The sequence below is a fragment of the Rhizobium sp. SVR5-9E genome (assembly GCF_056755095.1).
The window spans coordinates 27,776-48,948 of sequence record NZ_JBNDHS010000048.1 but is presented as its reverse complement, the minus strand read 5'-3'; the positions used below and the strand labels follow the sequence as shown (position 1 = coordinate 48,948).

The 21,173-nt window shown below is 59.6% G+C and carries 23 protein-coding genes and 6 pseudogenes; 9 read left to right on the top strand and 20 right to left on the bottom strand.

Annotated features, from left to right (window positions below; all coding sequences use genetic code 11):
• Positions 1-638, bottom strand: a 638-nt coding sequence (locus ACPYOJ_RS20750; RefSeq protein ID WP_481417925.1) for an IS110 family transposase, incomplete at its 3' end; no start/stop codon positions are given.
• A 317-nt stretch (positions 639-955) separates the two neighbouring features.
• Between ACPYOJ_RS20750 and ACPYOJ_RS20745 the strand changes: the two genes are divergently transcribed.
• The 5 genes and pseudogenes from ACPYOJ_RS20745 to ACPYOJ_RS20725 all read left to right on the top strand — a co-directional run bounded on the left by ACPYOJ_RS20745 (position 956) and on the right by ACPYOJ_RS20725 (position 4,016).
• Positions 956-1,189 carry a DUF6894 family protein gene (locus ACPYOJ_RS20745; RefSeq protein WP_481417924.1) on the top strand — a complete coding sequence of 78 codons (234 nt, stop codon included), beginning with the start codon at positions 956-958 and terminating at the stop codon, positions 1,187-1,189.
• 711 nt (positions 1,190-1,900) lie between these two features.
• Positions 1,901-2,044, top strand: a complete 144-nt coding sequence (locus ACPYOJ_RS20740) for a hypothetical protein (protein ID WP_481417923.1) — start codon at positions 1,901-1,903, stop codon at positions 2,042-2,044.
• 243 nt (positions 2,045-2,287) lie between these two features.
• Entirely contained in the window at positions 2,288-2,467 is a 180-nt protein-coding gene (locus ACPYOJ_RS20735) for a hypothetical protein (RefSeq protein WP_481417922.1), read from the top strand.
• A 657-nt stretch (positions 2,468-3,124) separates the two neighbouring features.
• Positions 3,125-3,400, top strand: a pseudogene (locus ACPYOJ_RS20730) (CE1 family esterase); the annotation flags it as partial.
• Positions 3,401-3,755: 355 nt separating this feature from the next.
• Positions 3,756-4,016, top strand: a complete 261-nt coding sequence (locus ACPYOJ_RS20725) for a hypothetical protein (RefSeq protein WP_481417929.1) — start codon at positions 3,756-3,758, stop codon at positions 4,014-4,016.
• Positions 4,017-4,050: 34 nt separating this feature from the next.
• Here the strand turns inward: ACPYOJ_RS20725 and ACPYOJ_RS20720 are convergent.
• The 11 genes and pseudogenes from ACPYOJ_RS20720 to ACPYOJ_RS20670 all read right to left on the bottom strand — a co-directional run.
• Positions 4,051-4,257 (bottom strand): annotated as a pseudogene (locus ACPYOJ_RS20720) (AI-2E family transporter); the annotation flags it as partial.
• Between the two features lie 519 nt (positions 4,258-4,776).
• Positions 4,777-4,911: a DUF378 domain-containing protein gene (locus tag ACPYOJ_RS20715; RefSeq protein ID WP_481417921.1), complete on the bottom strand. Its 135-nt coding sequence runs from the start codon at positions 4,909-4,911 to the stop codon at positions 4,777-4,779.
• A 1,009-nt stretch (positions 4,912-5,920) separates the two neighbouring features.
• Positions 5,921-6,127: a hypothetical protein gene (locus ACPYOJ_RS20710; protein WP_481417920.1), complete on the bottom strand. Its 207-nt coding sequence runs from the start codon at positions 6,125-6,127 to the stop codon at positions 5,921-5,923.
• Between the two features lie 424 nt (positions 6,128-6,551).
• Positions 6,552-6,755 carry a hypothetical protein gene (locus ACPYOJ_RS20705; protein WP_481417919.1) on the bottom strand — a complete coding sequence of 68 codons (204 nt, stop codon included), beginning with the start codon at positions 6,753-6,755 and terminating at the stop codon, positions 6,552-6,554.
• A gap of 288 nt (positions 6,756-7,043) precedes the next feature.
• Positions 7,044-7,121 (bottom strand): DUF2934 domain-containing protein, encoded by a 78-nt coding sequence (locus ACPYOJ_RS20700; protein ID WP_481417927.1) that lies wholly within the window; start codon positions 7,119-7,121, stop codon positions 7,044-7,046.
• Between the two features lie 239 nt (positions 7,122-7,360).
• Positions 7,361-7,699 (bottom strand): hypothetical protein, encoded by a 339-nt coding sequence (locus tag ACPYOJ_RS20695; protein WP_481417918.1) that lies wholly within the window; start codon positions 7,697-7,699, stop codon positions 7,361-7,363.
• 71 nt (positions 7,700-7,770) lie between these two features.
• Positions 7,771-7,962, bottom strand: a complete 192-nt coding sequence (locus tag ACPYOJ_RS20690) for a CsbD family protein (RefSeq protein ID WP_481417917.1) — start codon at positions 7,960-7,962, stop codon at positions 7,771-7,773.
• 239 nt (positions 7,963-8,201) lie between these two features.
• Positions 8,202-9,284 (bottom strand): YihY/virulence factor BrkB family protein, encoded by a 1,083-nt coding sequence (locus ACPYOJ_RS20685; RefSeq protein WP_481417916.1) that lies wholly within the window; start codon positions 9,282-9,284, stop codon positions 8,202-8,204.
• Between the two features lie 55 nt (positions 9,285-9,339).
• Complete coding sequence (locus ACPYOJ_RS20680) at positions 9,340-10,341, bottom strand: DUF3618 domain-containing protein (RefSeq protein ID WP_481417915.1); 1,002 nt, start codon at positions 10,339-10,341, stop codon at positions 9,340-9,342.
• The gene (locus ACPYOJ_RS20675; protein ID WP_481417914.1) at positions 10,341-10,757 is read right to left on the bottom strand and encodes a phage holin family protein; all 417 of its coding nucleotides are present in this window, start codon (positions 10,755-10,757) and stop codon (positions 10,341-10,343) included. Before ACPYOJ_RS20675 ends, ACPYOJ_RS20680 begins: the two co-directional genes overlap by 1 nt.
• Positions 10,750-10,950 (bottom strand): annotated as a pseudogene (locus tag ACPYOJ_RS20670) (nutrient deprivation-induced protein); the annotation flags it as partial. The gene ACPYOJ_RS20675 and the pseudogene ACPYOJ_RS20670, both read right to left, overlap by 8 nt.
• Before the next feature lie 116 nt (positions 10,951-11,066).
• Between ACPYOJ_RS20670 and ACPYOJ_RS20665 the strand changes: the two are divergent.
• Positions 11,067-12,038: a recombinase family protein gene (locus ACPYOJ_RS20665; RefSeq protein WP_481417913.1), complete on the top strand. Its 972-nt coding sequence runs from the start codon at positions 11,067-11,069 to the stop codon at positions 12,036-12,038.
• On the opposite strand, the pseudogene tnpC reads toward ACPYOJ_RS20665, so the two are convergent.
• From tnpC to ACPYOJ_RS20645, 4 genes and pseudogenes are all read right to left on the bottom strand, one after another.
• Positions 11,977-13,481, bottom strand: a pseudogene (tnpC, locus tag ACPYOJ_RS20660) (IS66 family transposase). The gene ACPYOJ_RS20665 and the pseudogene tnpC overlap by 62 nt on opposite strands.
• Positions 13,482-13,550: 69 nt before the next feature.
• Positions 13,551-13,904 carry an IS66 family insertion sequence element accessory protein TnpB gene (gene tnpB / locus ACPYOJ_RS20655; protein ID WP_481417912.1) on the bottom strand — a complete coding sequence of 118 codons (354 nt, stop codon included), beginning with the start codon at positions 13,902-13,904 and terminating at the stop codon, positions 13,551-13,553.
• A complete protein-coding gene (gene tnpA, locus ACPYOJ_RS20650; RefSeq protein ID WP_481417911.1) occupies positions 13,901-14,287 on the bottom strand; it encodes an IS66-like element accessory protein TnpA in 387 nt (128 codons plus the stop codon). The genes tnpB and tnpA overlap by 4 nt, the downstream gene beginning before the upstream one ends.
• Before the next feature lie 79 nt (positions 14,288-14,366).
• Positions 14,367-14,744, bottom strand: a complete 378-nt coding sequence (locus tag ACPYOJ_RS20645; protein ID WP_481417910.1) for a hypothetical protein — start codon at positions 14,742-14,744, stop codon at positions 14,367-14,369.
• 414 nt (positions 14,745-15,158) lie between these two features.
• Here ACPYOJ_RS20645 and ACPYOJ_RS20640 point away from each other — a divergent pair, with 414 nt between their 5' ends.
• The 3 genes from ACPYOJ_RS20640 to ACPYOJ_RS20630 all read left to right on the top strand — a co-directional run bounded on the left by ACPYOJ_RS20640 (position 15,159) and on the right by ACPYOJ_RS20630 (position 17,599).
• Positions 15,159-15,332 (top strand): hypothetical protein, encoded by a 174-nt coding sequence (locus tag ACPYOJ_RS20640; protein ID WP_481417909.1) that lies wholly within the window; start codon positions 15,159-15,161, stop codon positions 15,330-15,332.
• A gap of 1,363 nt (positions 15,333-16,695) precedes the next feature.
• Complete coding sequence (locus ACPYOJ_RS20635) at positions 16,696-17,082, top strand: hypothetical protein (protein ID WP_481417908.1); 387 nt, start codon at positions 16,696-16,698, stop codon at positions 17,080-17,082.
• Positions 17,083-17,107: 25 nt separating this feature from the next.
• Positions 17,108-17,599: a YciE/YciF ferroxidase family protein gene (locus ACPYOJ_RS20630; RefSeq protein WP_481417907.1), complete on the top strand. Its 492-nt coding sequence runs from the start codon at positions 17,108-17,110 to the stop codon at positions 17,597-17,599.
• Between the two features lie 183 nt (positions 17,600-17,782).
• On the opposite strand, the gene ACPYOJ_RS20625 is transcribed toward ACPYOJ_RS20630, so the two are convergent.
• The 4 genes and pseudogenes from ACPYOJ_RS20625 to ACPYOJ_RS20610 all read right to left on the bottom strand — a co-directional run.
• Positions 17,783-18,826, bottom strand: coding sequence for an ATP-dependent DNA ligase (locus tag ACPYOJ_RS20625; protein ID WP_481417906.1), 1,044 nt, complete (start codon positions 18,824-18,826; stop codon positions 17,783-17,785).
• A 9-nt stretch (positions 18,827-18,835) separates the two neighbouring features.
• Positions 18,836-20,773: pseudogene (gene ligD, locus ACPYOJ_RS20620) on the bottom strand (non-homologous end-joining DNA ligase).
• A gap of 50 nt (positions 20,774-20,823) precedes the next feature.
• On the bottom strand, positions 20,824-20,961 hold the full coding sequence (locus ACPYOJ_RS20615; RefSeq protein ID WP_481417928.1) for a hypothetical protein: 138 nt from the start codon (positions 20,959-20,961) through the stop codon (positions 20,824-20,826).
• 69 nt (positions 20,962-21,030) lie between these two features.
• Positions 21,031-21,127, bottom strand: a pseudogene (locus tag ACPYOJ_RS20610) (DUF2934 domain-containing protein); the annotation flags it as partial.
• Positions 21,128-21,173 lie beyond the last annotated feature (46 nt).

Genomic DNA, 21,173 nt, shown 5'->3' with positions numbered 1-21,173 from the left:
TTGCAGGTGTCGTCGCTCTCGGCCAGCCGTTCCATGGCCCTTTGCAGGTGCCGAAACTGCTCTCTCAGCACGCGGCGGACTTTCAGGAGAGGGTCGATTACCAAGCGTAGATGCGGGGATTGTTTGAGCAACTCGATAATACGCCGCTCGAACTGCAGTTTGGTCACGGCTCCCACCTTGAGTCCGAAGTTGCGTAGTAGGCCGCGCAAGTTATTCTCCACATCGAGAATCTTCGTCTGCACGAACTTGCGCGCGGTCAGCAGCATCCGGATCTCTTGGCTTCCGACGGTCTTGACATGGACTGGCTTGTAAAGCCCCACACGCATCATCTGCGCAATGCCGCGGGCGTCGTTGCGATCGGTCTTGTTGATCTGAGCCGAGAGCGCAGCCTTCATGTGCCGTGTTTCGACGCAGATCACCGGATAGCCTGCGGCTGCCAGGCCGCTGTAGAGCCATTGCGACAGCGGACCGGCCTCAAGGCCGACACGCTTATAGGGGCCGCCAATTGCATGAAGCAAGGCGCCGATCGCATCCGGCTCGGTCTCAACCTTGCCCTCTTTGATGAGTTTACCACTCGTGTCCATCACGCAGACGCTGGTGGTGCGAACGGAAACATCAAGACCGACGAACAGTTCCATGGCAGATCTCCTGACCGGTTGAACCATTGGAGCCTGCCCGGAAGATCGATCTCCCGCTACTCTCACGCAGGGAGGCAGCCGGAGCCCCAATCATCCGATCTTCTTTTTGACCGTACGGTAGCGGACTGGAACGTCGCTGGTGCCGGTTAGTTATCGATATGGCCGCGCGGCAGCCGTCCTGTTAAAGGCCAGCGATGACCCGACCCTTCGTCCTGGCACCGCTCGGTCATCCTGGGCGGGCGCGCTAACCGGACAGGAACAATGTGAAGTTTTGATTGTCTGCGAACTAGGAGACCGCCCCTTTCGGTTGTTGGTAGATGGCGAAATATTACTTCCATATCCGTGCAGGCGATGAATTCGTCGAAGACGACGAAGGTCTCGATCTGCTAAATCTTGCGGCAGTTCATGAAGAGGCAGTCAACTCCGCCCGCGAGCTCGTCGCGGGTTTGGTCCATAGGGGAGAGCGGATACCCTCGATGCAATTCGAGATCGTTGATGAAAACGGAGATCTCGTCGCGGTTCTCCCGTTCAGGTCCGTGGTGCTGGATTGAGTTCATCCAGCCTCCCTTCCCCGGTCTGGCGGGGCTGGTCCGTACGCTACCGGACGGGAAGGGTTGCGTATCTCGAGCGTTTGGATGACGGCCGCGCGGTAGTCTTCCTTACCTCAGTCGTTAGTGATGTCGGATTGCAGCTCTCATCCGGGTGCCGCGCGGCCACCTTTTCCAGTGTTTTTTTGGAACATTACGGAACCAGCTTTGTTTGGTCGCTTGGCCGCGCTGTCCAACGCAATCGGCTGGGGTTGCGTCCGCTATCATCCTAATCCCATTTAGCTACTATGACCGATAGGTTCTATCTGACACTCTGAACGGGAAATTGTCAGAGCTGGACCCTTGGACAATTTCAGCGGAGGTTCGGCGGAACCATCTAACGCGGCTCGGGCTCGCCTTCCTAGGGGCGGGCCCTTGCTTTAGCCGGCCTGTCCTAATCCGAATTGATGATTGACGGGCAGGCCCGCTGGAGCTTTATTTTTAAGCGCTGTAGCCGCCAAGCACAGCACCTAGCCGCGGCATCCGCTCTCCAACCAGCGCCGTGGTATGCGACAGGGCTCGCCATTTCTGACACGTTTGGACGAGCCCTGGTCGTAACCCCTTCCATTTGCCCCTCTGCGCCCTACAATTCAAAATAGCGAGGTCGGTGCGCCTTCGATGATCCAAGCGCGAATACTTTCAGACCAGATTCCGATGCAGGACGAGGAGGTGGCCATGTGTCAGCGCGTCTTTGATCAGGTTTGTGAAGCCAAGCATGTCACAAGTGACGAAGCCCGCGAGGAGCTCGCGACGATTATCATCCATTTCTACCAGCACGGCGTTAAGGATGAGCCTTCCTTGAAGCGGCTGGTGATCTGATCACCAGCCCAATCATCACTCGGACTTAAGGCCGTCTTCCCGCGCTTCCTGAGTTACGTTACGCCACCGTGCGTTTTAGCTGCCGGGAGAATAATGCCAGTGATTGAAAGATGCCGCCGTGTGTTGCGAGCTGCTAGGAACCGCCGCTCATCGCGGAGCATTCAGGCGTCCGTCCTGGCAGACCACGCCCTTATCTCCTCATCCGCCGTTTCCCTTTCGACCTCAGCACTTCATGCGGCACTGATGGAGCATCTTGAGAAAAAGGGCCTCATTACCGCCGAGGAGCAAGGACCAATCTTCGAGCGCGCTCTGGAGTTGCTGGAGACCGATCCAGCCGACGACGGCGGCATCACTGCACTTGCGCGCTACCTGATCGAACAGCAGCTTCCACGAAATGAAGGACGTGAACGGTTCAGGGCTTGATGCGCCTAAAACCCGGAACTCACCGGCTTATAGATCGTTTATTTAATTGGGATCGTGTGGCACGGGTTACTGTTTGCCCCTTCCTTGCCCTTGGAAGGCCGCGCGGTCCTTCTTCGTCAAACTGCCCCGTTTCGGCGGGGCTTCTTTTCGATCGAATAGTCGGGCTGGAACCTGAGGCCTCCTTATTCGTTTCCTGCGTCGGGACCGGTTGCGCGATCCCTGAATGCTGATGAAAACTGCCCTGCTTCGGCAGCCAGCCCCTAACCAAAATGTGGAATACTTACTTTTCCAAAAGTCGCTCTGACTAAAGGCAGGATGACTCTGATACGTTAGTATTTGCGAGGGGTTCCGGATGCCCGATTGGCAGGCTCGGATGCCTGCGTTGCGCAACAGACGTGGTGGGTTCTCCCACGAGGGACGTCCAACTTGGGGCCGATTGCGGACTGACGGCTCGCGGCGTTGGACCTCGGAATTCGGGCATTCAAATCGATGGCCAGTCCGCGCATTGCGGCGTTGCGCTTAGCTTTGGGCTTTCTCGCGGGGTTCCGCCAAGCGGCGCCCCCGCGCATCCGAACCCGTGCGCCAATCCGCTGTTCAAAAGCGACATTTTCCTTAGCCGCGTTTCCGCTATAGTCGCGCCGGGCGGGAGGGCAAGGAATGGGACGAAGGTTATTCCCACCTGCTGATGCCGGCTCCGGCTGGTCGCGCCTTGCTGATGATCACGGCTTTGTGGTCCTTTTCCCGCAACAGCGTCATGAGAACAACGCCAATCTCTGTTTCAACTGGTTCCAAACGGGCGATATCACCCGCGGCCATGGCGAGGCCCTTTCGATCCGTTCGATGATCCATACCGTCGTCGAGCGATACAGGGTCGACGAGGAGAGGATATTCATCACTGGTCTTTCGGCGGGCGGCGCGATGGCGAACGTCATGCTGGCCACCTATCCCGAAGTCTTCGCCGCCGGCGCAATGATCGCAGGACTCCGTACGGCACGGCGGCCTCCATGCGGCAGGCATTCGACCGCATGCGAGGGCATGGAATTCCCGATGCCGCGCATTTGCAGTCGCTCCTGCGCGCAGCGTCGTCTCATCAAGGAAGATGGCCGTCCATCTCCCTCTGGCATGGATCCAGCGACGCGACGGTCGTCGATGCGAATGCGCGAGCGATCGCGCAACAGTGGATGGGGGTCCACGAACTGGACAGCGGGGATTCAATGCTCGGAGATGGCAAAGGGTATTCGCTGCAGACCTGGACGGATGGCCTGGGAAGACCGGCGATTGAATCGGCATGGCGCACGGAACCCCGATCGACCTGGCCAGCGGCTACGGGCGGGCGGCGCTGTTCATGCTGGACCATGGAGTCTCCTCCACTCAGATGATCGCGCGCTCCTGGGACCTGATCACCTCCTTTGAAAGGCTGGACGAGATCGGCGAAGCCCGCGCGGACGACTTTCGACAGATGCCGCCAATTCCGGACGAGCATCGGCCTGTGAGTGGCGTGCAAAAAGTCATCGAAGATGCTCTTCGTTCGGCTGGTCTTATGGCCTGACAGCCTTCGTTTAGTTTTGAGGAGGAAGCGACGGCTACGAGGCGGCATCGCCTTCGGCTCCTAAGAGGAACTTTTTAAGACCGCTGAGACCGTCGATATGTTCGCAGAACGTGTTGATGGCGACGAGAAGAGGGACGGCCACCAGCATGCCGACCGCCGACCAGAGCCATGCCCAGAACGATACCGCGATGAAGACGCCCACCGTGTTCAGGCGCAGGCTCCGGCCGACGAAGTACGGCGCAACGAGCTGGCCTCGACGGTGGCCAGGCCTTCACGGCCCACCATGAGAGAGCCGAACCGTTTCGACAGCGATTGTGAGCGGCAAATGTGAAGGACGAGCCGCGGCGTCTCCATTTGGGCGACGATTGGCTGGCCCTGTTCCTGAGCTAGTCGTGTACCGGCTTGCGAACACATGGCGAGGCACGCGGGCCACTTCGCTTACGACGAACCAGCTACCGGATAGCGCACAAATGCTGTGCGTCATGGAACCCGGCTAGGAAAGGTCGAGCAGTGTGTTGGCCATTCAAGAAGACTTACCAGAAATGAAGAAGGTACCGGATGGACGTGGCCGCGCTCGCCTCACGGGTATCGAAGCCCTGGTCTTGGGTATTACCTTTGCCGATGTTGTCAGGCAGGAAGGCGCTATCGTTCTCGGGCGCTAATCAAAGCGGCCCTTATTTGCCTCGGCTGCCGTTTCCCCGATCGAGAAGACCATGATAAGCGGCACGAGCTGCCACAGGGCGGAAAGGCCGACGAGGATCTAGACAATTGTCGACAGCGCGCTATCGCCGCCGAACAGCGCGGCGACCAGATCGACATTCGCAATGCCGACAAACAACCAGTTGATGCCGCCGACGATAACAAGCAGCAACGTGATGAGGTTTAGTGTTCGCATTTCCTTCTCTCCAATTTTGGGGGCACCCGAGATACGGGACGTGTCGCATCGTGACAAGGACGCCCTCATCAAAGGCGCAGGCGTAGGTGGACGAGGTGGTTGGACACGAAGCGCTTCTGGCGCTGACGGCAGGGGAACCTCGCGCCGGCAACACGGTTCGAGGGAAGTTGAAATTCGAGCAATGACATGAACGAAACTGCCTCCATCCGACCGATCCAGCAGTATGGCGCTCTGCTTCCGCACCACACTTGATGGCCCCGAGGTACTTCTCAGCACGACGCTGGATGATACCGAAACGGCGGCCGCTCTCGGGCCTCAAGGCCAGGAAGGTGGCGGAGCGTGAAGCTTGGGAGGAAGCTGGTGTTCGGCAGGGCGAAGAAGAAACCCCTTGGCGATTTCGTCTATGATGAGGCCGCCTGGTTGACGGGGCGGATGCGGCCCGACGTGTAGAAGAGCCGGACCTTGAGCGACTGCTTCTCAATTCAGGAGAATGGCCGAGCGCACAATGCGTCTTTCGTAGCCCACTGCCGTGAGCCGCGTGGACAGTTCGAATAGTTTCGGCAGACGAGGAACCTAAGGGCGCTAGTCCCGTTGATTACTCGAACGGCGCGGCACGCAAGGCATGGACCTCCCCGGCGTATGACTGGATGGCAACTGCTGCGCGTGCCGCGTGACGTCCTAGAAGCCGGCGACCCACAAGTCGACGTCAAGAGACAAGCCTCGCTCGGGGACGGTTAAAGTCAGGACATTGACGTGGCCCTCGAGGAGAGACGGCAGCACAACGAGCTTCATGATGACGTGCGGGCGTGGGGTGCGCGAGAGCAGACCTCCCTGCCATAGCTCGCGTCGACCCGCGGCTCTGAGGCATCTGCTCCGCGGTCGGCTCGCCGGCGAGAGTTTCCGCTCTGACAAACGTGACCCGCAGCATAGGTCCACCAGCCGCTGTCCGCCGAGTGGACGAGCAAATGGTGCTATCGGATTGAAATGCAACCTTGTTCCTCCCTCGGCGCTATGAAAGGAATACCTTCATGCACCAGCCGGTCAGCAATAGGGAACGAGTCCACGTAGCTGATTTGACGTCGACAATCGTGGCGTCGATCAGGTTGCCGCCGCAATAAGGCAGGCATTCCTCGGGCTTGGAAAACTGTCCGACGTCTTCGCCCCCCTGCTCCACCAGAGCTTCGGCGATAGTTTTCGCTGCATGAAGCGACGACAAGTACTCTCCTCCCGGTGAGATTTCGTTGTGACATGATGTGGATCTCCTCTCTCCGAACATCAGCCGCCGGCCGTGGTTCCTGGGGGCTATTTACCATCTGACGCTAGGCCGCGCTGCGTAGCGAAGCCGTTGCCTGCAGAGCCTCCGGGCGCTGGATCGGTCGCGCCGTGCGGTCGAAGGAGGACCCACGTGTCCCGTTATCTCATGCTCCTGTATTGCAAAAAACCTCGCTGGCGGAGGGTTGTTCGGCTAGCGGCCTTCCTCGAAGCGGTGGCCGGATCATGCAGCGGAGGCTGTTGCGACACGGGGTAAAAATCGACGTTGACGGTTCGGCATCACACTCCGCGTCGGGCGGCTTCGTAGGGATGGGCGCTGGTGAAAAGCAGCCGGCGGCACGGGGAACTGTGGACGGTGTCCGCGCCTGTCATGCCAACACCATCGCCGCCGCCATTGCAAGCTCGGACGGCACTCCCGCGACGGCGAGACCCACAGTCGCGACTTCAGTCTTGATGCTGGACTCGCCATGACGAATCTCCTCGCCGATGCCAAGCACAGCGATTAGCCCCGCCCCCATCCAGCAGATGAGCGTCAGCGTTCCAAAGAGTATTGCCCAGTGCGTTCCGTCCATCGACGTTCTCCTGTGTCGAGGCTTCCAACGTCCAGGTCTGCTCGGTTTCATTTACGAGGACCGGTACGAGAGCGGACCGAGGCCGGGCTACCGTTTGGACTTTCGAACGACCCCTGGTGAGACGGCGGTTGGCTCTTCAGTTGGTGACGAGGCCTCGCCGTCTTCGGTGAAGCCGTCCCCACCGGACGTCGCGGCGGCGTGGCCGTCTTCGCCGGGGATCGAGGTCTGCGGAAGCTCCGGATCCTTGCCTTCCAGTTCAGCCGCGGCTTCTCGCCAGTGACGCTCGTGCTATCCTTGGGGGCGGCCCTCGCTCTCCCATTTTTCGCGTGCGAGTCTTTTAATTGCTTCTTCGCGGTCATCTTCCATGACTTCTCCTCCGAAGTTGTTAGAAGCGAACTGGGACCGCCCGCGAATGTTCCTGCAAAGTTCGAAACATCAGGACTGCGCCTGCCCTATTGACCCTTTCCGGCGGTAATTCCTCCAGCGTGGTCGAGCCGATACCGGGCAGCATAAGCGGATTGGCGGTATGTCCGCCCAACGCCGGCGTTTCCCGCTCAGATAAGCTGGCGACCCGGCCCTGCTAATTTGTCCGGCTCTCTCATGGTCTACTGGGCGGTGAAGAAGGTCAGCAGGACCTTGCCCTTGTCGCCAAGCAGACAGACGAACCTGTCTGGCTTGCCGGTCTTTTCCTTGCGGGCGATGTATGCTTCGCCCAGAATGACGGTCTTGACGGCCACGTCCTCGACCTTCGTGTCGGCCTTGCTGATCGCCAGGCTCTCCATGTCCATGACCAGATCGGTGATGTCCGGCGAGCTTTCCTGAAGAGCGAGAAGGCCGGTGGACTTGCATGCATTCACGGCCGGATCCTCGGCAGCCTGAGCGAATGCGTTTCCTGTGAGAAGGCCGAGCGTGACGACCGTAGCGGCCAAAGTGATGACTTTCATGTGGCCCTCTTTTTCGTGGAAAGAGCCCACGACGAGCGCGGGCTGAATTTGGACTGTGCTGGATCTTGCGGCTACGCCTTGTCGACGACCTTCTTGACAGCATCCTTGGCCTCGCCCTTGGCAACCTGGGCCTTGCCCTTGGCTTCCTGAACGCTGCCCTTTGCCTGCTCTTCGTGATGATCCGCGGCCTTGCCGACCGCCTGACGTGCCTTGCCAGCGACTTCGTTAGTCTTGCCTTTGATCTTGTCTGAGGTGCTTCCCATGATCCAAACTCCTTTGTTCGGCTCGAAGGAAAGGCGCGACTTCGCAGTTCGTTCCTTTCATCAATGCGAACAGCGTGGAACTCTTAACGGGGCGCTTCTGATCCTCGCCTTCATTCCTGGAGAGGACTCGAGACCAAACGAACGCGACCACGGGCCAGGCGGGTCGAAGGCGCGGCACGTAGGAGACGGGCGAACTTGCACTTCCGGACTAACTGGCTGCGAAGGCGGCGTCGGGCCGATCAGCGCATTCGGTCGGCGGTCTCGCCAAGGGTGTCCGCCACATGGGCCCCGCGTGATCCCATCGGCAACGGCGCTCCCGTGGTGGTGTCCCTCGCCGTCTGGTGTTCCAGCTCCGCGTTCAGCTCGCCTCCCACGATCAGGATGACGATGGAAATCCATATCCAGACCAGGAAGCCGATCAGCGCCCCGAGGGCGCCGTACGTCGCGTTGTAGTTGGCGAAGTGGTTTAGATAGAACGAAAACCCGAGCGACATTGCAAACCATGATACTGTCACGAGACCGGCACCCCAAGTCATCCAACGGAGCTTGGCGGGTTGCCGGCTTGGGGCGAAGCGGTAGACGGCGGTGACCGCTGCGGCGACGATCAAAAGCAACAAAGGCCATCTCAGAAGCAGGGCCATGTGCTCCTTGAATTGGTCGAGCCAAAGAAAGGAAAGTATCACAGGCATGACGGCGACCAGCCCGATCATCGTGGCGGCAGAAAGCATCGCTGCAAGTGTAAAGCACAGACCGACGAGGTTCAGCGTTATCAGTCCCCGTTTTTCCTTCTCCTCGTAGGCCACGTTCATCGCATCGAAGATCGCGAGCGTGCCGCTGTGCGTGCTCCAAAGGGCGATGGCAAGGCCCCCGAAGAAAGTGATGCCAAGCGTCGAGCTGCGGCTTTCGGCGAGGCTCTTGATGCGATCGGCGATGAGATCGAAAGCGCCCGGCGGAAGCAATCCTGACAGCTCCCGGAGGTGGTCGCCGATGGTGGCCGGATCGGCGATCAGCCCGTAGAGCGCGACGAGTGCCGACAGCGATGGGAAGAGACCCAACAACAGATAGAACGTCACTCCAGCGGCGATGAGTGTCACACGATCATCGCTGACTTCGTGGATCACCCGCCAAAAGACATCGCGCAGCCCTTTCACAGGGATCGCCTCGGGGACGCTTGCGTCCCTTCCGCGGCCAGCCTCAAGTTCGTTCTCCCCTGATCCGTCTGGCGTGTCTCTACGCGTCCCCGTCAGTGCGACGAGTGCGCCCCCCACCGCGACAAGGAGGGTGGCGACGCTCGACAGCTTGATGTGGGGACCAATGGGCACTGGCAGTTCCTTTTCGGCAGGGTGTAATTGCGGTAGGCAACGCTTCTTACTGGGATTACGGTTCCCCCTTGCGCACCCCTGATTTGAACGCGTCGGCCTCCTCGACCACCCGAGCCTTGGCAGCATCATGAACGTCGGACGCGACTGAAACGGTCTTGCTATAGACGTCAGATGCAATCTCCGTTCCTTGATCCATCATCGAGGACGCCTTGGCGGCAACCGTGTCTTTCGCCGCGTCGGCGGCTTCGCCGAGATAGTCGTCTTCGGTTTCGGTATGCGGCAAGGCCGCTCCGATCGCCGCGCCCACCGCAAATGCGAGAGCGCCGCCGACGAGCGGTTGGTCGCGGAAGTGGGTTAGAATGGCATCGTTCAATTTGCTCGCCTGCTGTTGCATGCTTGTTCCTGCCGACGTGGAGCGCTCCGAGATCGCGCTGGCAGCATCCGACGCACGCGTGCCGATATTGCTTGCGGTGCCCTTGACCTGAGCCCATGTCTTTGAGGCCCATCCCGACGCTGCGTCAAACATCGCTCCTGTCTCGTCGGCGATCTGCTCGATCTGCCTTCCGGTGGCATCCGCAAAGCCCCGATACGTCTTTCCCGCGTCGTCCATGAAATGCCCGGCGCGGCGTCCGGCATCGTCGGTAAGGGCTTTCAACCGCTTCCCTGAGGTGTCGGCGAAATGGCTGTAGCGGACACCGTTTTTCTCCGGAGGACCGATGCGCCGCACAGGTCCCTCGACCTGATAAAGGGGATAGTCATCATCCAAACCAGCGCTCGATGGGGCGGCAGACGAAGACGGATATTGTTGCTTTGCCATAAGCCAGGCGAGGCTGACGCCCATCAACGCGACCGGTACCGGATTGTCCTTCAAAGCCTGACCGAGATTTCTGACATACTCGCCGCCCCCGCTGCCCTTCGCGTAAGCCAGGACCTCGTCGATGAGCTGGCCCGGCGACATTCGCTCCTGAATGGCGTCTATGCGATCTCCAATACGCAGGCGATCAGCGTCGATCTCCCGCTGAAGCTCGGAGGATGTCTTTTCAATTGCGTTGGCCATCAGATCTTCTCCTTCACGGCATCGACGTCGCGGCGCAGCGATGTCGTCGTGCGATCAAGCTTCAAGTTGCTCCCGCGCAGTGCGCTCAAGCCTCGTGACACCATCGCCCAGGCGATCAGAGCAATGATGAGGCCGACAACGAGTGCGGCAAGCGCGCTGGCGTTTGGCTGCGTCATGCCTTGGCCGACCAAAAAGGATGCAAGGCCGCCGACAAGCGCGCTCAGTAGGACGCCGACGGCGCCGATCGCGAGCACCACGCCAGCGATTAGAACTTCGATGCCGCTCAGCGCCTGTGTGAGTTTTTCAGAAGCTTCGGTCTTGGCGAGGTCGATTTCTTTGCGTAGGAGTCCCGTCAGATCGGCCACGAGTCCGCTCACGAGTTCGGAGAGCGGGATGTTTTCGGTGGGTTTAACCATTTGCGGGCCCTCCGCTCTTCGTGGAAAAATCGGATTGGATATCCGTATTCTCCTGTCGCGAGCTTGCCCTCGCCGATCGACTTGCCGAGGCGGTTAGAAAGCGGCTGGCCGCCAGCCCTGCCAACGCCGCGATTCCAAGAAATGCTAGTGGCTGCTTGCGTCCGAAGTCTTCGGCGATGGTTGCTACTTCGCCGTAAGCGCAGCTCCGTTCACACCTTGACGAACTTTTGAAGACTGCAGAAATCGACAAACACTTGAGCACATCTGCGTCGTGATACCTTGGCCTACCATTGTTATCGGGAGGCCAATATGTGCAAGAGAGTGGTCATTTACGCGCGGTATTCAACAGATCAACAGAACCCAGCTTCAATCGAAACCCAGCTTGATCTGGGGGCTTCATTTGTTGCGGAGCGCGGTTGGAAGCTGTGCGGGACATATGTTGATGCTGGCGTTAGCGGCGCTAATTTCGAAACACGGCCAGGCCTTCAGGCTGCGCTGACAGGGGCGCGAGTGGGTGCCTACGATGTCCTACTTTGCCTTACGCTTGACCGGCTCTCGCGAGACCTAGAACACAGCGCTAAAGTGTTGAAGCTGCTCCAGTTCCACGACATTGAACTTTGGACCGTACATGGCGGTTCTCAAGTGTCAGCCATGGAGCTTGGCCTGAGGGCGGTCCTGAATAGCGAGATGCTAGAGCAGGTTCGATATCGAACCAGGGAAGGCATGAAGACAGTAGCGAAGACGGGCCGAGTTCCCGGCGGCATTTGTTACGGCTACTCGATCAAAAAGATGATTGGAGCGGACGGCGAACTGATCCGTGGCCTGAGGGAGATCATTGCCGCCGAGGCGGCCGTCATCGTGTGGATATTTAAGCAATATGTGAAAGGCCTAAGTCCTGACGCCATCGCAGAAACCCTCAATGGGCAGGGTATACCAGGCCCTCGCGGGCAGGCTTGGAGAGGAACGGCGATCCGGGGGCACCGGCGAAGAGGTAGCGGAATTCTAAATAATCAGATGTACATCGGTCGCCTGGTGTTCAACAGGCTCGTATACCGAAAGAACCCAGTGAGCGAACGCCGGGTGTCTCGGCTCAACTCCCCAGAGCAACATATCATTCACGAGGTTCCGACGCTTCGCATTGTCTCGGACTCACTCTGGAAAAAGGTAAAACGGAGGCAAGCTTTACCTCGCCACTGGACAACAACCTCGGGCCGATCGTCTAACCAACCCGGTAGTTCCAAGGCAGGAGATGCGCAATTTGGCTCTGCTTATGGCCATTAACGAGGGCCGTTAGCGTGCTGGTCAGATAGCCAAATGGATCAACGGCGTTGAGTTTACACGTCTCGACGAGCGATGCGATGGTCGCCCAATTCTCCGCTCCAGAGTCATGACCGGCGAAGAGAGCGTTCTTTCGGTTTAGCGCTATTGGCCTGATGGTCCGCTCAACGGTATTGTTGTCGATCTCGATGCGGCCGTCGGTCAGGAAGACGCAAAGACCATCCCAGTATTTGGCGATGTAGGTAAGCGCTTCGCCGAGAGGCGACTTGCCAGCAACGCGGGTGCGATGATGGCCGAGCCAGACTCGCATGTCTTCGATCAACAGAGCTGACCGTGCCTGCCTCCCAGCTAGGCGAGCGTCTGCGGGAAGGCCGCGCAGCTCCGTCTCGATCCGATAGAGTTCACCGATCCGCCGCACGCCTTCCTCCGCAATCGGCGCTGATCCGTTCCGGGTGACCTCGACCAGCTTGCGACGTCCCGACCGGCTCGGTCGGGTGCGATCAGCCGATTATATCCGGCGTAGCCATCCACCTGAAGGATGCCCGTGAATCCTTGCAATATCCGCTCGGCATGTAACCCGCCGCGACCGGGGGCATAGGTGAAGGCTACCCCCGGCGGCGCACCTCCGCCCCACGGTCGGTCATCACGGGCCAGCGCCCAGAAGTATCCGGTCTTGGTTTTGCGGGAACCGGGATCGAGCACCGGAGCACGGGTCTCGTCCATGAAGAGCTTCGTTGACCCCTTCAGGTCGGCAACCAAGGCGTCGAAGACCGGACGCAGTTCGAAAGCAGCCCGACCGACCCAGTCGGCGAGTGTTGAGCGGTCAAGATCAATCCCTTGGCGGCTCATGATCTGGGCCTGGCGGTAGAGCGGCAGATGATCGGCATATTTGGAGACCAGCACATGCGCGATGGTTGCCTCAGTGGGCAATCCGGCCTGGATCAGTCGTGCAGGTGCTGCAGCCTGAGATATGCCATCGGTGCAGGCACGGCAGGCGTATTTGGGGCGACGAGTAACGATGACACGGAACTGTGCAGGAATGACATCCAGCCGCTCGGACACGTCCTCACCGATGCAATGCAATCCGCCGCCACAGGTGCAGCTCAAGCTCTCCGGCTCGATGGTCTCTTCGACACGAGGAAGGTGGGCGGGAAGAGAGCCACGATTGGCAGCGCGAGATTTGGGGCTCGGTTTGCCCGAGGGGCTATCGGCTTCATCTTCGGCATGGATGGCCGCTATGGCTGTTTCCAGGTCCTCCAATGCGAGGTCGAATTGCTCGGGATCAGCCTTCTCGGACTTGCGGCCGAAGGCAGCCTGCTTGAAAGCGGCGACCAGCTTCTCCAGCCGTTCGATCCGATCATCCTTGCGGACTTCACTCGCTTGCGCTGCGAGCAGCATCGCCTTCAAGGCAGTAATATCGTCCGGCAAATTGGCAGCGTCCAACATGGTGGCAGTTTTATCAAATTCTGCCTCGTCTCACCGCTCGGATTTGTCGCCCGAGTCATCGTGTCACACCTATTCGATGGTGGTCGGCGCTCTTGCCTCAACGGCACGAACCCGACGCCAGTCAAGGCCTGCAAACAGCGCCTCGAACTGGGCATGTCCCAACGTCATCAGACCATCCTTGATGCCCGGCCAGGTGAACGTATGTTCCTCCAGCCGCTTGTAGGCCATCACCAGACCGCTCCCATCCCAGTAGATCAGCTTCAACCGGTCAGCTTTGCGTGACCGGAATATAAAGACTGTCCCTGTGAACGGGTCTTTATGCAGCTCGTTCTTTACCAGCGCCGCCAATCCATCATGGCCTTTGCGGAAGTCGACGGGCTTTGTTGCCACCATAATCCGGACGCGGTTCGAGGGAAGGATCATGCTGGAACCGCGCAAGCACGCGCGACAGCGGCGATCCGGGCGGCAGACGCGCCTTCTTCCAGCCGTATCGTGACAGCGCCGACGATGATCTCGGGACGGCTGACTTTTTTGATCGGCAGCTCCGAAGCGGGTGGATCAACGATCACCGATGCGAACTCAACCGCATCCTCGGGTGCAGGCAGAACCAGCTTGCCCTGCCGGGCCATCGTTCTCCAAGTCGACAGGTGGTTCGGCTTCAGCCCGTGTCGCTCAGCGACTTCATTGACCATCGCGCCGGGCCGAAGGCTTTCCGAAACGATCCGCGCCTTCAACTCGTCCGGCCAGTGCCGGTGAACCTCACGTCCAGGGTTCCTGGTCGTGAGAACCTCCAATGTACTCTCCATGGAGAAACTCCCGTTGCTCGTCCATGGATAGGCGATCACAGATCAGGGCGGCGAGGACAACGTGGGAGTGGAACAGCGGTTACACTTCGCCGAGATCGCGTCCCTCCATCTGCTTTGCAAAACTTTGCACGCTAGTCCCGATCTGCCTGGCGTATCGACCGACCTCGGATTGATCGGATTTTTCGAGCTCCGAGCCAACTTTCTGAAGGGCAGTTGCAATGCCGCCGACCTGGCGGGCAGCGAAATTTGTCTGTTCGGAGACGGCGTCCTTCGCCTTGACGACCGCGGCCTCGGCGCCTTCCTTGATGGTGTCGCGCGCAGCACTCAGGTCTTCAGCGACCTTGTCTTTAAGATCGCCCAACTGTGCTGGGCTCGTCGTCGATGGATTGGGCTCTCCGCTTTGTAGTGGCGACTGACGCAAGGGCGCCACTTCGCCTTCCGAAAACTCGTTTGACATTGAATCCTCCCATGCATGGTTAACGGCGCTGCCATATCCCGCGAACTATCGATCGGAAGATTTGTTCCTCTCCGGTGAGATGGTTCGTGGAAACCTCTCGCCTGCGATTTTTTTGTGGGCAGATCATGAGGGAATAGCCGCCATCAAGGAGGTAGCGACCTCACAAGATGGGGGCTTTCCCGCTGCTGCGTATGCACTGTCATGGAGCCGCATCTCAGGAAGGCCGCTTGACGCGTCAGCAGACGCCCGAATGGGCGCAGCGGGGCGGACAAGAAGGATGAAAGCTCGTACAGTGCCTGGGCTCCGGACGCCCCCAGGCAACGCCTTCCACTGCAAGGCATGCGGAGAAATCAACAACATCTCCGGCGATGCCCCACGACACGGCGATCGCCTCCCGCAGCAAAGGGAGATTCCTTGACATCCGGTCGAGATCGTCTTTCGCCGCCACAAGATCCCTCGTCGGTGGCGGTCCCTCTTCTCGTCGCCATCAACACGTTCTGCGATCATATCGACGGTCTCAGCGGTCTGGGAAAGTTCCTCTCCGAGCGCTACTCGGAGCAGGAAGCCGAAGGCGATGTAGCCTCGTAGCCGGTCGCTTCCCAGTCAAACGACGAAGGTTGGTCAGGCCATAAGACCGGCCGAACGAAGAGCATCTTCGATGACCTTTTGCACGCCGCTCACAGGCCGATGCTGGTCCGGAATTGGCGGCATCTGTCGAAAGTCGTCCGCGCTGGGAATTTAGGAACACAAGCGGTCTACGGTGGTGTTTTTGCCATCTCCCAGGAACAACCGGACGTCGCTCGTGTTGAGGCGTGAGGATTACCAACCCAGCTCACAGTTTCAACGAGGACGCCATGACAAATCAGCTTGAAGACAATTCTCCTTCGCAGGTAAAACGTACGCGGAGTACCGCCGCGCGAACGAGACAGGGGCTTATCGGAAGGCCGGTTCTTGTGGTGCTCGTCTGCGCACTCGCGTTGGCTGCGGTGGCGTGGATAGGTGCCGAAATATGGGGGGAAAGCATCGATCGCGACGCGAAGCCAACGGCTTCTACAAGCGCTGATCCGGTCCCTAACACCCCGGCAGGAAGTGGAACGTTTGACAATAATCCAGCAATCGGAACGTCGCCCCCTCCGACTGCGACCGCCCGCGACCCGACCCCTACAGGAAACGGTGGCGGATCGACACAGGTCACGACCCCAAGCGGCAACGAGAAATGACGCTTTCCGGTGAGACGATAGAAGCAGAGGCCGCGGCGCGGGGAGATTTGCCGACCCCGTACCCATGTTCGACTGGTTGAGAAGAGAGTTTGACTACGGCAAACCCCAAAGTTGATGTTCAAGGTTATTCATGTGGCGATCACCGGGGGCGAGCTTTTTTGAGAAGGTCCGTCAACGCCTCGGCGCTTTGGATCGGTCTTGCAACTTCGGCCATGGCTCAGGCCAGCGGCGGCTCTGGTGGAACTGGTGGTTCTGGTGGGACAAGTGGTTCTGGCCAGTCCGGCGGCGCGTCAGGTTCCGGTAGCGGATCTGGCAGCATGTCCGGTAGCGGCTCCGGCACCTCCTCCGGCACGAGCACCGAGAAAGACATGGACTCCCAGGGCACGCAAGATTCTTCCGACTGCGTTCAGGGCCAAGTCAAAGATGCCGCCGGCAATTGCCAGTAAAATCTGGCTCAACGAAGACACCCCGCGGTCTATTCTGCGGGGTCTTTGTGGCGTTCCTTCAAGCGACACATCACGCTGGGGCGCCTTCTAGGGGCGTTCGAGTGATTTCAAATTTCCAGAATGACAAAATTCGAGATTTCGCGACCGCCTACATCGAACGCATATCCGCGGAATTGAGGGCGGTCGCCCTCCTATCCGAGTTGGACACCATGTGCGGAGTCGGTCGCCTAAACGGCAGCAGGCCTCTCACTGTCTTTCTCCGGGATTCGATTGCGGTCAGGCACAATGTCGGTCGCCCTAGTCGCAGCAAACTATGCGGACATACGTGTTTCCAGCGTCACCATTGAATCCCTCGCGATCACGCCCGGGCATTCGACACGTCCTTTGCCTCCTGCCCGTGCCGCCGACGCTCTGGCGAAGGCTCAGAATATCCCTGTCGACCAGGCGCGTGCGAAGATCGATGAATACGAGGCAAACTACAGGGCATCCATCGATCAGGCAAAGCAGCAGGCTTTGGAGGCGGCACAGGCCACGACGGACGTCGTTTCCAGCGGCGCTCTGCTCGGCTTCCTCGCACTCGTTCTCGGCGTGATTGCAGCTTGGTTCGGCGGTGTGGCTGGCACGAAGCCAGACCCCATCCTTGAAGAATATACACGCGACCGGAACCCATAATCATCTCAACACAAGGAACATCGACATGGCAGAATCAAAAAACCTCAACGATCTCCTTTATGAGACCCTCAAGGACATCTACTTCGCGGAAAAGCAGATACTGACGGCCCTGCCCAAGATGGCCGAAGCCGCGCAATCGCCTGATCTCAAGAAGGCATTCGAGACCCATCGCGGTCAGACCGAAGATCACGTAACGCGGCTGGAACAGGCCTTCGAACTGATGGGCAAGCCGGCGCAGCCGAAGACCTGCAATGCCATCCTCGGCATCATCGAGGAAGGCAAGGAAGTCATGGAGGCGTTCAAGGGCACGGCAGCGCTTGATCCGGGCCTTCTCGCCGCCGCACAGGCTGTGGAACATTACGAGATCAGCCGCTACGGCACGATGGTCACCTGGGCCGAGACGCTCGGTTTAGATGACGTAGCTGACCTCCTCGCGGAGACTCTTGACGAAGAGGAAACGACAGACGAGCGGCTTACCGAGATCGCCAAAGCGACCGTCAACGCGCGGGCCGCCTGATTCCGGGCAACGCGCGAGCGATACGGCGGTTGGTCGTCCTAGCGGCCAACCTGCACCTGCGGACCTCCAATCCCTGAGAGGCCGCCATGCTCCAAAACCGTATCCATCCGAAGGACTTGCCGCTTCTCAACCGAGACTAGGGGCAACGGATACGCCTTTGTGAGGTGTGACCGGCGTCCGCTGTCAAGCCGTTGGATCGCCCATGGCCGCTCTCTCGATCTGTTCGTAGGTACACTGCGACGGCTTCTTGTCGAGCCGCCAGCGCATCAGCTTCGTGCCGTGCCGGAACCGGCGGCCGGTCACATGGTCGAACCGAACCTCAACGACGAGTTCAGGCTTCAAAGGCTCCCACTCCCCGCTTCGTTCGGTACTCCACCGGCTAGGACCGCCAGGCGCTTTCCCGGTGAACCCCGGAGGGTGCCGTAGCGCTTCAAGCTTTCTCGTGAGTTCGGCACGATCGGCGTCGGCTATGGTCGAGGTGAAACCGACGTGGTCCAGTTCCCCGTCGTCGTTGTATAGACCCAGCAGCAGGGAACCGACTTCCTTCGATCTGCTTTGATAGCGAAAGCCTCCGACGACGCAGTCGGCGGTGCGGAGACGCTTGACCTTGATCATGGCGCGGGCACCAACTTCATAGGCCCCGTCAAGACGCTTGCTGACAACACCGTCGGTCCCGCCGTTGCCTGCCTGCGACAGCCACTCGTGGGCCTTCTTGAAGTCTGTGGTGAAGGGTGACAGTACGAGTTCCTTCGTTTTTACGAACGGCGTCATTAGGGTTTCCAGGACGGCTCGTCGCGTTTTCAACGGCTCCTCTAATAGCGAGCCCCCGTCCGGCGCGAAGAGGATATCGAACAGGACAAGTTTGGCTGGCGTCGAGGCGGACAACTTGCGTATCCGGCTCGCGGCAGGATGCAGCCGCATCTGCATCGCTTCGAACGACAGCTTCCCGTCAAGTTCGATGATGAGTTCCCCATCGACGACGAACCTCTCGATCGGCAGGCCCTTCAGCAACGACATGATCTCCGGAAAGTAGCGCCCGAGCGGCTTTCCGGACTTGGCCCGGATATCGGCTGCGCCGCTCTCCTTGAACGCCAGGCACCTAAATCCATCCCACTTCGGTTCGTACTGCCAGCCCTCCTCCGCCGGGAGTCCATCGGCCGATCTTGCCTCCATCGGCTCGATGTCGAGCGGCAGTCCGAATTCCTGAGCGCCGCCACACTTCTCCATGGAGCTCCCCTATGCCGCTGAAAGTTTCGAGGACTTGGCAAGCAGCTCGATCGCCTTTTCCAGCGAACGCTCGCCGTCGCAATAGTCCTTCCAGGCGCCGGTCTTTCCAAGAAGAGCAGGTACAGTCCGGACGGTAAATCGCTTTGGATCAAGGCTGGACGTCACCTGCGCCCAGGTGAGAGGCATCGACACCGTCGCACCCGGACGCGCCCGCGGTGACAGCGGAGCGACGGCCGTGGCCATCCTGTCGTTACGCAGATAGTCGAGGAAGATGCGGCCGTTGCGAAGCTTCTTGGCCATGTTGACGAGATACCGGTCGGGTGCGTCCTTGGCCATCTGCAGGCAGACATCGTGCGCGAACGATTTCGCGACGGGCCACGTCATCTTGCCTTTTTTCCGGACTGCCAGCGGTGTGACAACGTGCAGTCCTTTGCCACCTGTCGTCTTGCAGAAGCTGACAAGCCCCAAAGCCTCGAGACGTTCGCGCATCTCGTTGGCTGCGTCCACGACGGAAGAAAACGGAACGTCGGGTCCCGGATCGAGGTCGAACACGAGGCGGCCCGGAACCTCCGGCTGATCGGCTCGCAATTCCACGGAGCTCGAGACCTGAAACCTGGGCGACCGCCGCCAGTCCCTCGATACGGTCGATCTGAAGGTAGGGGCTTGCGATCGCCGAAGACCTCCACAAGCTCCAGGAGGTTTGAGGTGCCGAGCCCGGCGTGGCGCTGGAAGAACTGCTCGCTGCCCAAACCATCGGGTGCACGGATGAGGGAGCACGGTCTGCCTTTGAGATGTTCAAGCATCCAAGGACCGATGGCTTCGAAGTAGGTTGCGAGGTCGAGCTTCGTCACCGGCTTCCGGTCGCCTGCGTGGGGCCAAAGCGTCTTGTCGGGATGAGAAATGAGAACGCCCATGACGTTGGCCTTCCCCGACGAATTTCGGCGGCTCGCCTTTGGAACCTCACTTTCCGGTTCAGGCAGCTCGGCCTCGTCCGCAGCGAAGTCTGGAGCGCCGTTTTCGTCTAGCGCGCAGATCTCGCCATCGATGATGGCGTCCGGAAGTCCAGAGGCCGCCTGCTCGATGCCAGGGTATCGGGCCGTCCAATCCAGTCCCTTCCTGGTTTTCAACGTGACCTTGCACTCCGACACTCGCATTTGAATGCGGTACCCGTCGAACTTGATCTCATGGATCCAGCCCTCTCCGGACGGGGGCCGTTCCCGGCTTTCGCATAGTTGCGGCGGTATGAATTCAGGGAGTTTGCCCGACGCCTTCGGCCGTTTCGAGCTCACCGGAGTTTTTTTCTCGCGTTCGTTGGTCTTACGTCGATCCGCAACAAGTCCTTCGTTGCTATCACACACCGCATCGGCCCCGACGGCACCGCCAGAAACCATGAACGGTTTCGGCCTGCGTGGCATCATCGAGAACCGTGCCGCCGTTTGAATGGACGGAGAAGTCGTCGTAATGCTTGAGGAGCAGCTTCGTGCGCTTACCTCCCGTGCGATCGTGCTTCATGCGAACAAGCACAAAGCTGCCTTGAAGGCGCTTTCCCTCGAGCGTGAATTTGAAATCGCCGTCTGCGAACGCCTGCTGGGGCGTCTTCTTTCCCTCCGGCTCCCAGTAACCGCGATCCCAAAGCATGACAGTGCCGCCGCCATATTGCCCCTTCGGTATGGTCCCCTCGAAGTCTCCATAGTCTAGCGGATGATCTTCGACCTCGACCGCGAGACGCTTGTCATGTGGGTCGAGCGAGGGGCCTCTGGTCACCGCCCAGGATTTGAAGACGCCGTCGAGTTCAAGTCGAAGGTCGTAGTGAAGGCGGCTGGCGTCATGCTTTTGAATGACGAACCGCAGCCGGTTCGAAGGCTTGAGCCGGGTCGCGCCACTCGGCTCCTGCGTCAGCTTGAAGTCGCGCTTCGAGCGATATTTTGAGAGCTTGTCGTCAGCCATCGTCTGCCTCGACTTGTTGTCCGCAGTGGCGCTACCTGGGTAGGATTATACTACCGTTCCGGCGTCTGAACGACGCCGGGCGGCACTGCTGTGGGTTCTTCGACGAGGGATGATCCTTCGCCGTCTTCATTGAGGCCATCCTGGGCATCCGGTGCATTCTCGTCGTATCCGGCTCCGGAAGATCCCACATGACGTCCTCCCCCGGCTGAGATGTCTGAGGCTTGGATGAATCCTCCGTGGAATTCCTGCTTCGGATTCCTGCCAGTGCCGCTCGTGCTGGCCCTCCGGCCGGCCTTCGCTTTCCCATTGCCAATACGCCAGTCGCCTGATTGCCTCTTCGCGGTCGTCGGCCATTGCGGTTCCTCCATGAGTACCTCAGCGAACTCGGTGACGTGGCGAA

Excerpts from the sequence above, each read along its gene's own strand:
- ACPYOJ_RS20745 (WP_481417924.1), top strand. The coding sequence starts at position 956 with ATGGCGAAATATTACTTCCATATCCGTGCAGGCGATGAATTCGTCGAA.
- ACPYOJ_RS20740 (WP_481417923.1), top strand. The coding sequence starts at position 1,901 with ATGTGTCAGCGCGTCTTTGATCAGGTTTGTGAAGCCAAGCATGTCACA.
- ACPYOJ_RS20735 (WP_481417922.1), top strand. The coding sequence starts at position 2,288 with ATGGAGCATCTTGAGAAAAAGGGCCTCATTACCGCCGAGGAGCAAGGA.
- ACPYOJ_RS20725 (WP_481417929.1), top strand. The coding sequence starts at position 3,756 with ATGGCGCACGGAACCCCGATCGACCTGGCCAGCGGCTACGGGCGGGCG.
- ACPYOJ_RS20715 (WP_481417921.1), bottom strand. The coding sequence starts at position 4,911 with ATGCGAACACTAAACCTCATCACGTTGCTGCTTGTTATCGTCGGCGGC.
- ACPYOJ_RS20705 (WP_481417919.1), bottom strand. The coding sequence starts at position 6,755 with ATGGACGGAACGCACTGGGCAATACTCTTTGGAACGCTGACGCTCATC.
- ACPYOJ_RS20700 (WP_481417927.1), bottom strand. The coding sequence starts at position 7,121 with ATGGAAGATGACCGCGAAGAAGCAATTAAAAGACTCGCACGCGAAAAA.
- ACPYOJ_RS20695 (WP_481417918.1), bottom strand. The coding sequence starts at position 7,699 with ATGAAAGTCATCACTTTGGCCGCTACGGTCGTCACGCTCGGCCTTCTC.
- ACPYOJ_RS20690 (WP_481417917.1), bottom strand. The coding sequence starts at position 7,962 with ATGGGAAGCACCTCAGACAAGATCAAAGGCAAGACTAACGAAGTCGCT.
- ACPYOJ_RS20680 (WP_481417915.1), bottom strand. The coding sequence starts at position 10,341 with ATGGCCAACGCAATTGAAAAGACATCCTCCGAGCTTCAGCGGGAGATC.
- ACPYOJ_RS20675 (WP_481417914.1), bottom strand. The coding sequence starts at position 10,757 with ATGGTTAAACCCACCGAAAACATCCCGCTCTCCGAACTCGTGAGCGGA.
- ACPYOJ_RS20665 (WP_481417913.1), top strand. The coding sequence starts at position 11,067 with ATGTGCAAGAGAGTGGTCATTTACGCGCGGTATTCAACAGATCAACAG.
- tnpB (WP_481417912.1), bottom strand. The coding sequence starts at position 13,904 with ATGATCCTTCCCTCGAACCGCGTCCGGATTATGGTGGCAACAAAGCCC.
- tnpA (WP_481417911.1), bottom strand. The coding sequence starts at position 14,287 with ATGGAGAGTACATTGGAGGTTCTCACGACCAGGAACCCTGGACGTGAG.
- ACPYOJ_RS20645 (WP_481417910.1), bottom strand. The coding sequence starts at position 14,744 with ATGTCAAACGAGTTTTCGGAAGGCGAAGTGGCGCCCTTGCGTCAGTCG.
- ACPYOJ_RS20635 (WP_481417908.1), top strand. The coding sequence starts at position 16,696 with ATGTCGGTCGCCCTAGTCGCAGCAAACTATGCGGACATACGTGTTTCC.
- ACPYOJ_RS20630 (WP_481417907.1), top strand. The coding sequence starts at position 17,108 with ATGGCAGAATCAAAAAACCTCAACGATCTCCTTTATGAGACCCTCAAG.
- ACPYOJ_RS20625 (WP_481417906.1), bottom strand. The coding sequence starts at position 18,826 with ATGGAGAAGTGTGGCGGCGCTCAGGAATTCGGACTGCCGCTCGACATC.